Here is an 11,476-nt window from a genome sequence, read left to right as displayed (position 1 = left end):
AGCTGTTATCTTTCTGACGCAGTACTTACGGGCGGTACACCTTAACGTTAGTGTAGCCCTGTTCACGCAGATATAAAGCCTGTAAACGACTCATCACTCCCCTGTCACAGTACAGTAACCATGTGCGAGACTGATCCAGCGAAGCAAACTGGCTGCCCAGTTTGTAGAAAGGTAATGACTGAATAGTCACATTGTCTGCTTTTAACGGACGATCATCCTGTTCATCAATCGAACGAATATCCAGAATGCTGTCATTTTCGCCAAAGGCTGCCACTGTCTCGACTTCCACGACATCACGGGTTGCCTGCTCAGCAATTTCACGAATATCGAGATTGCTGGCTTCCTGGACAACTTTTTCAAGCACTGAGAAATCGAAATTCTCTTCTTCCGCGTGAATACGGCTTTTTACTGCTTTCACTGTCGGGCTTTTGGAAATAACACCACAATATTCCGGCATTGTGCGGGCAAAATCTTCGGTGCCAATTTCACGAGCCAGATTGATGATATGTTCTTTATCATGTGAAATCAGTGGCCGCAGAATCAGAGTGTCGCTGGCATTATCAATCAGCCGAAGGTTAGTCAGTGTCTGGCTGGAAACCTGGCCGAGTGCTTCTCCGGTGACCAGCGCCTGAACGCCATAGCGTTCGGCAATCATTGACGCCGCACGTACCATCATACGCTTGAGAACAACGCCCATCTGACCGTCATCGATATTTTCGAGAATTTCTCCGACCACCGGCTCAAAATCGATCGCAATAAAACGCACCCGATGAGAACGACCAAAGCGATTCCACAGATAGTGGGCAACCTGGCGGACACCAATCTCGTGCGCAGCCCCGCCCAGATTGAAGAAACAATAATGGACACGGCAACCGCGGCGCATCAGCATATAACTGGAAACACCCGAGTCAAAACCTCCGGAAATCAGAGACAGTACATCCTCCTGAGTTCCGATAGGAAAACCACCAATCCCTTCACGGCGTTCGGTGATCATCAACAGGCGATCATCTTCAATTTCCAGATTAACTGTCACCTGCGGATTGGTCAGTTTAACGCTGGCAGTAGCAATGTGCTGGTTCAGACCACCACCCACATAACGTTCTACGTCCTGGGAGCTGAAGTCATGCTTACCGCGCCTTTTGGCTCTCACACAAAAGGTTTTACCTTCCAGACGGTCACGGTACAACTCCAGAGTCTGCTCAAAGATATTATGCACATCAGTGTAGCTGTGCTCTTCAACCGCCAGAATATGGTGGATGCCGGGAATTCGGGTCAGCTCTTCAGCAATGACCGTCTTAAGTTCCTCGCGTTTAGAGCGCACGACAATATGGTCCCAGTGACGAACAACTTTAATCTCTTCATCAATGGTCTTCAGGATATTGCGAATGTTTCCGTTCAGGATCTTAATAAAACGCAGCCGGACAGACTGGCTTTTGATCGTGATTTCCGGAAACAATTTTATGATAAACTTCATGGCGGCAAAGGCTTATTCAGGGAAATAAGTGTTAATAACGACACACTTAACTGTTAAAATCAGATTATTGCGGACGGCAAAACATTGCCCCGCATCCAGGATGCGCAAGTATATCACCTTTGTTGAAAGTCTGCTTCTGCAACCTCCGTCACATTGATCATTTTGCTTATCGTTCGTCGTCGGCTACCATAAGCAATTAGAAATGAATAAATAACTCATTGAGCCGGTACTGACTATGCCAAAAAAAACCGAACCTTCTGTCAGCTTTGAAAGTGCTTTGCAGGAGCTGGAATCCATCATCCGGCGTCTTGAAACGGGAGAATTACCGTTAGAAGAAGCCCTGAATGAATTTGAAAGAGGCGTTAAACTGGCAAAAACTGGTCAACAGACTTTACAGAAAGCCGAGCAGCGGGTGCAGATTTTGCTTAAACCAGACAGCGACGCTGAATTAGATGCTTTCACTCCGGATAATCACTGATGGATTTTTCGACACTGATTGCTGCCTATCGTGAACGGGTAGACAATGTATTAACCGGATTATTGCAGGATGTCCCTTTTCAGAGTTCTCCTCTGATCGAAGCTATGCAATATGGCGTACTGTTAGGCGGCAAACGGATGCGCCCTTTTTTGGTTTATGCCACGGGTGAAATGCTGGGCACCCCTCAGGCAGCACTGGATATTCCTGCCGCTGCCATTGAATGTATTCACGCCTACTCACTGATCCATGACGATTTACCGGCGATGGACGACGACGCGTTACGCCGCGGGAAACCGACCTGCCACATCGCTTTTGGTGAAGATACTGCCATTCTTGCAGGTGATGCTTTACAGACCCTGGCATTCTCTGTGCTGGCTGATCAGCCCATGCCAGAGGTTTCTGACCGCTCGCGGCTGGCAATGATTTCCGAGTTGGCAGCGGCCAGCGGTGCTGGCGGGATGTGTGGTGGCCAGGCGTTGGATTTAGCCGCCGAAGGGCAGTCTGTCAGCCTGCAGGAGCTCGAAACCATTCATCGTCATAAGACCGGAGCACTTATTCGTTCTGCGGTACGGCTGGGAGCCTTATCTGCAGGAGAACGCGGTAAAGCATTACTGCCAGATTTAGACCGTTATGCCAATGCTATCGGCCTGGCTTTTCAGGTTCAGGACGATATCCTGGATATTGTCGGAGATACCGAAGTCATTGGTAAACGCCAGGGTGCTGACCTGGCTCTGGGAAAAAGTACCTACCCGGCATTGCTGGGGCTGGACGGTGCCAGGGAGAAAGCCCTGCAGCTGTACCAGGAAGCCATGGATGCTTTAGACAGACTCGCCGCTCACTCTTTAGATACTGCCTTACTGAAGGCACTGGCGGGTTACATAATTGAACGTGATAAATAACATCCATAATGAGTCACTGATGAGTTTTGATACCACCAAATACCCTACACTGGCACTGGCAAGCACAGTTCAGGAATTACGTTTATTGCCAAAAGACAAGCTCCCTGCCTTGTGCAATGAGTTGCGCCAGTACCTGCTCGACAGTGTCAGCCAGTCAAGCGGACATTTTGCGTCCGGTCTGGGGGTCGTGGAACTGACTGTTGCATTGCATTATGTCTATAACACCCCGTTTGATCATCTGGTGTGGGATGTTGGCCATCAGGCTTACCCGCATAAAATTCTTACAGGCCGGCGTGATCGTATCGGTACGATCCGCAAAAAAAACGGGCTCCATCCTTTTCCGTGGCGTGAAGAAAGTGAACATGATGTGTTGAGTGTTGGCCACTCTTCCACGTCGATCAGTGCCGGGCTGGGAATGGCCGTCGCTGCTGAAAAAGAAGCCGCCGGCCGTCGTACCGTTTGTGTGATTGGCGACGGAGCACTGACCGCCGGAATGGCTTTTGAAGCTATGAACCACGCCGGTGATATCAAACCTGATCTGCTAGTGATCCTCAACGATAACGATATGTCGATCTCTGAAAATGTCGGAGCACTCAACAATCGTGTAGCGCAGATTCTTTCCGGAAAAACCTACTCCTGGTTGCGCGAAAGCGGTAAACGGGTACTGACCGGAATTCCGCCGATTAAAGAACTGGTGAAACGCACAGAAGAGCATCTGAAAGGGATGGTTTCTCCGGGCACTCTGTTTGAAGAGCTGGGATTCAACTATATCGGGCCGGTTGACGGACATGATGTTCTGGCACTGGTAAGCGCATTAACCAATATGCGCAGCCTGAAGGGTCCTCAGTTTCTGCATATTATTACTAAGAAAGGGAAAGGCTACGCTCCTGCCGAACAGGACCCAATCGCCTGGCACGCGGTTCCTACCTTTGATCCGGCCAGCGGTGAATTGCCGAAAAGCAAAGGCGGGATTCCAACCTATTCACAGATTTTCGGTGACTGGTTATGTGAAATGGCTGCTCAGGACGAGAAACTGATGGCCGTTACACCCGCAATGCGAGAAGGCTCAGGTATGGTGCGCTTCTCCCGCGAATTTCCCGGACAGTATTTTGATGTCGCTATTGCCGAACAGCACGCGGTCACTTTTGCGGCCGGACTGGCTATCGGTGGCTACAAGCCCGTGGTCGCCATTTATTCGACTTTCCTGCAGCGCGCTTATGATCAGTTGATTCATGATGTGGTGATCCAAAAATTACCGGTGCTGTTTGCAATTGATCGTGGCGGAATCGTCGGTGCTGACGGACAGACGCATCAGGGTGCCTTTGATATCTCATTCCTGCGCTGTATTCCTGAAATGGTCATCATGACACCCAGCGATGAAAATGAGTGCCGTGACATGCTGTTTACCGGTTACCACTATCAGCAAGGCCCGAGCGCTGTGCGGTACCCGCGCGGTAGTGGACGTGGCCTGCAGCAGGAGGCTCCACAACAGTTGCCTTTAGGTAAAGGTGTGATTAAACGTCAGGGTGAATCACTGGCAATTCTGAACTTTGGCACACTGTTGCCGGAAGCAGAGAAAGTTGCTGAATCGATGAATGCCACCCTGGTTGATATGCGCTTTGTCAAACCACTGGATACTGAACTGATTCTGCAAATGGCTGAACAGCATTCTGATCTGGTGACGCTGGAAGAAGGTGCAATCAGTGGCGGTGCAGGAAGTGGTGTCAATGAAGTATTGATGGCTTCCCGTCGTATGACTCCGGTATTGAATCTGGGCCTGCCTGACAAATTTATTCCGCAGGGTACACAGGAAGAAATTCGTCATGATCTGGGACTGGATGCCGAAGGCATTGAGTCAGCGATCAAAGAGTGGCAGAACCGCTAAAGCTCAGTCAGGAGGCCGCCACTGGCAGCCTCCTGAATCATAAATATCAGGTCAGACCGGCAACAGCCCCGGATAGTAGTGACCGATAGCAAACAAAATCACTGCAGATAAAATTCCTGCCACAATATCATCAATCATAATTCCCATTCCGCCGCTGACATTCCGGTCAAACCAACGGATAGGCCAGGGTTTCCACATATCAAGAATACGGAATACGACAAAACCGGCAGCCACCCATTGCCAGTGATGATTTGGAATTGCTATCAGAGTGATCCACATCCCGATAAATTCATCCCAGACAATACTGCCATGGTCATGAACGCCCATATCTTTCGCAGTACGGTGACAGAGATAAACCCCAAGGCAAATTCCCGCCAGTACCACCAGGTAATAGAGGTCCTCTGGCAACAGTATCAGCAGATACCAGAAGGGTAACGCAGCCAGCGACCCGACAGTTCCGGGAACAACAGGACTCAGTCCGCTGCCGAAACCTGTCGCCAGCAAATGCCATGGATTGCTGAGATGAATACGTGAAAGTATCTGTTGTCTATTTTCGGCCAAAATGGTCATATCCTTTCAGGTCAAACCGTGCGGGCTTACCGTTATCCAGCAATACCAGTCCGTCAGCTTCCGGGGCAATCTGCCCGATACAGTGATAGCCGACCCCCAAATGATCGAGAGCAACCGCCAACGCTCCCCGGTTAACTTCCGGGACAGTAAAGCATAATTCATAATCTTCACCGCCACTCAGTGCCCAGCGCAATGCCTGAGACTTATCGAAACCTTCCAGTAATGCAGTAGACAGTGGAATCGCCTCGGTATTAATCCTGGCACCTACCCTGCTTGCTTTTAGCACGTGTCCCAGGTCGGACAGTAAGCCGTCAGAAATATCGATAGCCGAAGTGGCTAAATCACGTAACGCCTGACCTTGCAAAATACGCGGTACAGGCCGCAGGTGACGTTTAATCAGAGCTTCATGGATAGCCGGATCATCAATCCGGTAATGATGCTGTAATAATGCCAGACCGGCGGCACTGTCTCCCAGGGTGCCGGTCACAAAAATCCAGTCTCCTGGTTTTGCTCCCGAACGCTTCAGCGCTCGGCCGGAGGGTACCAGTCCATGAATTCCAAGCGTCATGCTCAGCGGACCGCGGGTAGTATCACCGCCAATCAGCTGCATATCATAATAATCAAGCAGTTCAAACAGACTGTCACTGAAGGCCTGCAACCAGGTTTCATTTGCTTCCGGTAAGGTGAGTGCCAGTGTCAGCCATGCAGGGTCAGCGCCCATAGCGGCTAAATCACTCAGATTGACAGCCAGGGCTTTGTAGCCGAGATCAGACGGGTGGATATCCCGCAAAAAATGCACGCCCTCTACCAGAGTATCTGTACTGATAGCGAGTACCTGTTTTTCCGGTACTGCCAGCAGGGCGCAGTCATCACCAATACCTTTAATCACATCGCGGCGGGAACTGGTGACACGGTTGAAATAGCGAGCTATCAGCTCAAATTCGCCACAGGACATAAACAGGTTCACTCAGCGGGTAATTTAACAGGCATAAAAAAAGGCCGGATTAACCGGCCTCAGATTAATTACTTACGGTTAGGACGAATTTGTGGCGCTGCTTTATCCAGTACACCGTTAACAAATTTGTGGCTGTCCTCGGCACCAAATACTTTTGCCAGCTCAATCCCTTCATTGATGGCCACTTTATATGGCACATCTGAACGCTTACTCAGTTCAAACAGAGCAATACGCAGAGCAGCCTTCTCAACTTCTCCCAGTTCATCCAGACGACGGGAAAGGTACGGCTTCATCAGATCATCAAGATAGGCGCTGTTGGTCGCGACACCTGCCAGTAATTCACGGAAGTAGTTAACATCAACATCTTTGACGTCCTGTTCCGCCAGAAACTGGTATTCCACATCGGCAATGTCATTGTTGGATATCTGCCAGGAGTACAATGCCTGTAAGGCACACTCCCTGGCACGGCGTCGGGCAGCAGGTTTCACAAAATTCCCCTTAAAATCAGGCGTTAATAGCTTTTAAAACATTAATCATTTCTAGTGCGGTCAGGGCCGCTTCGGCACCTTTGTTACCCGCTTTGGTACCGGCACGCTCAATAGCCTGCTCGATATTTTCAGTGGTCAGCACGCCGAAGGCTACCGGAATATCACTGTTCATTGCCACATCGGCAATTCCTGAACTGGCTTCACCCGCAACAAACTCAAAGTGTGCAGTACCGCCACGAATCACAGTACCCAGCGCAACTACCGCATCATATTTGCCGGTTTTGCTCAGTGCTCTGGCCGCCAGTGGTAATTCATATGCACCAGGCACCCAGACCACAGTAATATTGTCATCTTTGACCTGACCGATACGTTTCAGTGCATCAACCGCACCATCCAGCAGGCTGTCATTGATAAAGTTATTAAAACGAGCAATCACAATGGCAATATTTGCGTTAGGTGTTGCTACCGGAGCTTCAATAATTTTCATACTTTTCCTTTCAGGTATTAGTCGGGTCGCCCGGCAAGGGGGGCGAATTTTAGCATACTCTTTTGCGCTCTGCTCTCGCTTTTGCGCAAACTGTTATTCCGGACGTAAAATGACCCGCAGATCGTTTCCGACACGGCGGACATCAGTAAAACTAAAGCCTGGTGCATCAGCCAGATGGCTGAGTCCCGGCAGTGTACATAAACCGCGGGCATCATTACCGAGTAATTTCGGGGCGATATAGACTATCAGCTCATCAACCAGCCCCGCACGCAGTAATGCACCCGCCAGCGTAGGTCCGGCTTCAGTCCAGACGCTGTTAATCTGTTGCTGGCCCAGCAACATCATCATTGCGACCAGATCAGTTGCCCCCTGATGCTGAGGAACCACAAATTGTTTTACGGTTTCCGGCCAGTCACCGGATAATGCCGAACGCATCAGCCATGTCTCTCCTGGCTGGTTAAACAACTGCTGTTCGGGTTTGAGTAACTGCTGGCGATCGATAATTACCCTGACCGGCTGGCGCAGATTTTCCTCTCCCCCTATCGCTGACAGGCTGTCACTATCAAGAGAATGGCTGCGTACTGTCAACGCCGGATCATCAGCAATCACTGTTGCACTGGTGCTTAGTATTGCATGGCTGGCAGCGCGAAAGCGCTGAACATCGCGTCGCGATTCGGGGGAAGTAATCCACTGGCTCTCTCCGTTAGCCATGGCGGTCCGGCCATCGAGTGATGCTCCCAGTTTCAGTTGCAGCCACGGAAAGCCTGTACGCATCCGTTTCAGAAATCCCCGGTTAAGTACTTCGGCGTCCTGCTGCATTAAACCATGGCTCACTTCAATCCCGGCCTGTTGCAGGCGATAGAGTCCCCTGCCCGCCACTTCCGGATTAGGGTCCTGCATTGCGGCAACAACCCGACTGACTCCGGCTGCTATCAGCGCATCACAACAAGGCGGTGTACGGCCAAAATGGCTGCAAGGTTCCAGTGTGACATAAGCTGTTGCCCCTTTGGCCTGATCCCCGGCCGCCCGCAATGCATGAACTTCTGCATGCGGGCCACCGGCACGCTGATGCCAGCCTTCACCGACAATCTGTCCGTCCCTGACGATGACACACCCGACATTTGGATTAGGTGCGGTAGTAAAACGTCCGCGGCGCGCCAGTTCCAGAGCGCGGGCCATATAGTGTTGATCAGACATAGTGTCAGTCCTGTAACCTGGCAATTTCTTCACCGAACTCACGGATGTCCTCGAAACTTCGATACACAGAGGCAAAGCGGATATAAGCCACTTTATCCAGCATTTTTAGTTCATCCATCACCAGATTCCCCAACATTTTGCTCGGGACTTCACGTTCTCCGGTCGCCCGCAGATGCGCTTTAATCCGGTGTACGGCACTGTCCAGATCATCCGCACTCACCGGGCGTTTTTCCAGAGCTTTCATCATGCCGCGAACCAGTTTGTCTTCATCAAAGGGCTCGCGCACATCATCACTTTTCACCACTCTTGGCATAACAAGTTCTGCCACTTCAAAAGTAGTGAATCGTTCATGGCAAACCAGACACTGACGCCGACGACGGACAGACGACCCTTCACTGACCAGACGAGAGTCTATTACTTTGGTATCCACTGCGGCACAAAACGGACAATGCATGGAATATTCCCGGTACAGAGATTCAATGGCTCTAGTGTAACGCGAAGTCAGTGTTAACTAAACGTATTCACGTGCTGTTAGTTTCATTTTGGAGAATCAGATTTTGTTTATTTTTCATGTCCGACTATTTCAACTATCCTTAACCGGACACAGGTTGTGTACGCACTTAGGAAAAATTTAGGAGAAATTATGGGACTGTTTAGTTTTGTCAAAGAAGCAGGTGAGAAACTGTGGGATGCCGTATCTGCTGATGCTGGCACTAAAATTCAGGATCACCTGAACAAACTGGGAATTCCTGACAGTGACAAAGTTAATGTCAGTGTCAATGACGGCACCGCGACAGTTTCGGGTGACGGTCTGAGCCAGGAACTGAAAGAAAAAATCCTGATTGCTGTCGGCAACGTCGCGGGTATTACACAGGTAGACGATAAAATTACCGCCAGCGGCGCGGAAAGCAGTCCGACCTTCTATACCGTCAAATCCGGGGATACACTGAGCGCTATCTCCAAACAGTTTTATGGCGACGCTGGTAAGTACAACAAAATTTTTGAAGCCAATAAGCCGATGCTGTCCAGTCCGGATAAAATTTATCCAGGACAGGCTCTGCGCATTCCACAAGCTTAAGATCCGGCGATGAAAAACAGGCATTTATGGGTGCTCGTGTCCTCACTGGTACTGGCCGGATGCAGCCATTCGGTGCCGCCAGCCACAACACTGGATACTACTGTAGGGCAACTGAACCGCTCTCTGAGTCATTTGTCTGAGCAATCGTCGGCTCTGGCTTATCAACACCGGATGAATGCAGCCTCTACTCATGGTGCATGGTTAGTGCCTCTGGCCAACAGCCCTGTGGAATTGCTCGACCCTCAGGCAAAGTTACTGTTACAGCTGGTGCCACAGTCTTCGGATACCGGCACCGTGTTGCAGGTAAAAAATGCCGGGACTGCGGTACTGCCACCGTTTGAACTGACTGCGGAGTTGTCAGCCATTTCCGCTGACCAACAGGAGGCTACTTCGTCTCCATCGCCTCTGACGCAACAGGTCATCCGGCAGATAACGCCGCTGTCCCCCGGAGAACAGGCACAGTTTGTGTTGAAAGCCCCGGAGATGGCCCATGATCAGTCACTGGTAGTTAATGTTCATCAGTTCCGGCCATTTAAATAGCCTGTCCTGTTAAACAAAAAAGGCAGCCCGCGGGCTAATGCCGGTCACTTAAGGTGACCGGCATTGTTTTTAAAGGGATATTTCGACCTTTTCTCCCTCACTTCTCTCACATATTCCCGTTCTCGTCGTGGTGGCAGTTTCAGCATCCCGGCATTACTGTAAAAGTGTTTAAGGTGACCCGGGATGACTCCCGGTGAAGCCCACGGCAGACCGATCAGTAGCCGTAATATCTCTGATACTGCACCGCTGAAGCTCAACTGGTAAGGCAGGTAATTTCCTTTCAGGCTGAACGCCATTTTAATCATCTGGTAACGCACCAGGTTATACGTCAGCAGTATTCCCCATAGCTCCTGCTTCACCAGATCGGGCAACCGGCTTCTCAGCGTCCAGCGGTTTCCCAGTAAAAACTGCTTTGCCTCACGATATCCCAGCTCGATTTCCCAGCGATGCTTATAAAGTTCTGCCACGTCAGTCGCCGGATAACGCATCGCATCTGTCATGGAAGTGACTACCTGCCGTTCCGTCCCGTTCACTTTCCGCCTGATTAGCCTCACTATGAGTTCTTCCGGCAGGCCTTTCCATTGCTTTCTGGCCTGAGGCGTGGTTTTCAGTCGTATCAGTTCGTCCTGCCTGCCGAGCTTTCGTACCACTTCATACTGAGTGTTCTTTTTCAGCGGCGTTAGCCAGTGGCGATTTTCACCTGCATTATGCCAGTCATGTAACAACCCTAAAGAGTAAAAGCCCTTATCAAACAGCGTAATACTGTTATCCGGTGCATTTTCTGCCAGCTGAGCGGCCAGCCGCATTTCGTTGATATCGTAGCGACCTGACACACTTGCACGCAGCAGATGGCTGCTGAGTTCCATCAGACACACCATACGAACCTGAGGATAACCGCGTTCACCATGCTGATTAGATGCTTTGCCGAAGGCCTCTGCATTTTCAGGAGTGTCCTGGGTATGCCAGACAACGCCATCAACAGCATTAAGCGTCAACCCGTGCCAGAGGGGATGTCTGGCTTCTTCGTGCCAGTGTTGTTGAGTGAGATCAAACAGGACCCGGATGGCATCTTCGCCCAGTGTTTTTCGGCGGGCAATCACAGAGCTGGGTGCGGTAAATGACCGTCCGGTCCGGTCAACAATATCCATCAAATTCACGATATGGCTCATGGGCTTATTGTTGAATATGGCCATACCGATAACCAGCCAGACCATCGACTCAAGGGGAAGTTTACGCTTACGCAGCGTGACGGTATCAGTGAGGGAAAACGCCTGTCGGATGAGGTCAGGAGAGAGCAGGTCAGAGAGGCTTTGTACTTCTTCGGGAGCAGTGAGATTAATAATGCCGAGAGCTTGCGAAAGTTCCATTTAAAAAGGGTCCATGTCTGCACATGAACCCTTTTTACACCAACCACCGGATCGGTCA

13 protein-coding genes are annotated in these 11,476 nt (G+C 50.5%); 5 read left to right on the top strand and 8 right to left on the bottom strand.

The window, feature by feature from the left end:
* Positions 1-25: 25 nt before the first annotated feature.
* The gene (gene thiI, locus A7K98_RS05320; protein ID WP_087487630.1) at positions 26-1,474 is read right to left on the bottom strand and encodes a tRNA uracil 4-sulfurtransferase ThiI; all 1,449 of its coding nucleotides are present in this window, start codon (positions 1,472-1,474) and stop codon (positions 26-28) included.
* Positions 1,475-1,709: 235 nt separating this feature from the next.
* Here thiI and xseB point away from each other — a divergent pair, with 235 nt between their 5' ends.
* Genes xseB through dxs form a run of 3 tightly spaced genes read left to right on the top strand, consistent with a single transcriptional unit; the run spans position 1,710 to position 4,736 of the window.
* Complete coding sequence (xseB, locus tag A7K98_RS05315; RefSeq protein WP_087487629.1) at positions 1,710-1,952, top strand: exodeoxyribonuclease VII small subunit; 243 nt, start codon at positions 1,710-1,712, stop codon at positions 1,950-1,952.
* Positions 1,952-2,851, top strand: a complete 900-nt coding sequence (gene ispA, locus A7K98_RS05310; protein WP_087487628.1) for a (2E,6E)-farnesyl diphosphate synthase — start codon at positions 1,952-1,954, stop codon at positions 2,849-2,851. The genes xseB and ispA overlap by 1 nt, the downstream gene beginning before the upstream one ends.
* A 19-nt stretch (positions 2,852-2,870) precedes the next feature.
* Positions 2,871-4,736, top strand: coding sequence for a 1-deoxy-D-xylulose-5-phosphate synthase (gene dxs / locus A7K98_RS05305; protein ID WP_087487627.1), 1,866 nt, complete (start codon positions 2,871-2,873; stop codon positions 4,734-4,736).
* A gap of 51 nt (positions 4,737-4,787) precedes the next feature.
* On the opposite strand, the gene pgpA is transcribed toward dxs, so the two are convergent.
* The 6 genes from pgpA to nrdR form a co-directional block, all read right to left on the bottom strand.
* A complete protein-coding gene (pgpA, locus tag A7K98_RS05300; RefSeq protein WP_087487626.1) occupies positions 4,788-5,306 on the bottom strand; it encodes a phosphatidylglycerophosphatase A in 519 nt (172 codons plus the stop codon).
* Positions 5,284-6,261, bottom strand: a complete 978-nt coding sequence (gene thiL, locus A7K98_RS05295; RefSeq protein WP_087487625.1) for a thiamine-phosphate kinase — start codon at positions 6,259-6,261, stop codon at positions 5,284-5,286. The genes pgpA and thiL overlap by 23 nt, the downstream gene beginning before the upstream one ends.
* A gap of 68 nt (positions 6,262-6,329) precedes the next feature.
* The gene (nusB, locus tag A7K98_RS05290) at positions 6,330-6,749 is read right to left on the bottom strand and encodes a transcription antitermination factor NusB (protein ID WP_038018629.1); all 420 of its coding nucleotides are present in this window, start codon (positions 6,747-6,749) and stop codon (positions 6,330-6,332) included.
* A 16-nt stretch (positions 6,750-6,765) separates the two neighbouring features.
* A complete protein-coding gene (gene ribH / locus A7K98_RS05285; protein ID WP_087487624.1) occupies positions 6,766-7,236 on the bottom strand; it encodes a 6,7-dimethyl-8-ribityllumazine synthase in 471 nt (156 codons plus the stop codon).
* A gap of 93 nt (positions 7,237-7,329) precedes the next feature.
* Positions 7,330-8,433: a bifunctional diaminohydroxyphosphoribosylaminopyrimidine deaminase/5-amino-6-(5-phosphoribosylamino)uracil reductase RibD gene (gene ribD / locus A7K98_RS05280; protein WP_087487623.1), complete on the bottom strand. Its 1,104-nt coding sequence runs from the start codon at positions 8,431-8,433 to the stop codon at positions 7,330-7,332.
* Positions 8,434-8,437: 4 nt separating this feature from the next.
* The gene (nrdR, locus tag A7K98_RS05275) at positions 8,438-8,887 is read right to left on the bottom strand and encodes a transcriptional regulator NrdR (protein ID WP_038018620.1); all 450 of its coding nucleotides are present in this window, start codon (positions 8,885-8,887) and stop codon (positions 8,438-8,440) included.
* A gap of 189 nt (positions 8,888-9,076) precedes the next feature.
* Here nrdR and lysM point away from each other — a divergent pair, with 189 nt between their 5' ends.
* A complete protein-coding gene (gene lysM, locus A7K98_RS05270; RefSeq protein ID WP_087487622.1) occupies positions 9,077-9,511 on the top strand; it encodes a peptidoglycan-binding protein LysM in 435 nt (144 codons plus the stop codon).
* A 30-nt stretch (positions 9,512-9,541) separates the two neighbouring features.
* Positions 9,542-10,051: a DUF3251 domain-containing protein gene (locus A7K98_RS05265; protein ID WP_157665867.1), complete on the top strand. Its 510-nt coding sequence runs from the start codon at positions 9,542-9,544 to the stop codon at positions 10,049-10,051.
* A gap of 44 nt (positions 10,052-10,095) precedes the next feature.
* Here the strand turns inward: A7K98_RS05265 and A7K98_RS05260 are convergent, their stop codons facing one another.
* Positions 10,096-11,418: an IS4 family transposase gene (locus A7K98_RS05260; protein ID WP_087487620.1), complete on the bottom strand. Its 1,323-nt coding sequence runs from the start codon at positions 11,416-11,418 to the stop codon at positions 10,096-10,098.
* Positions 11,419-11,476 lie beyond the last annotated feature (58 nt).

Source organism: Tatumella citrea (assembly GCF_002163585.1).
Classification (GTDB): Bacteria; Pseudomonadota; Gammaproteobacteria; order Enterobacterales; family Enterobacteriaceae; genus Tatumella; species Tatumella citrea.
This window is presented reverse-complemented; position numbering and strand designations above follow the sequence as displayed.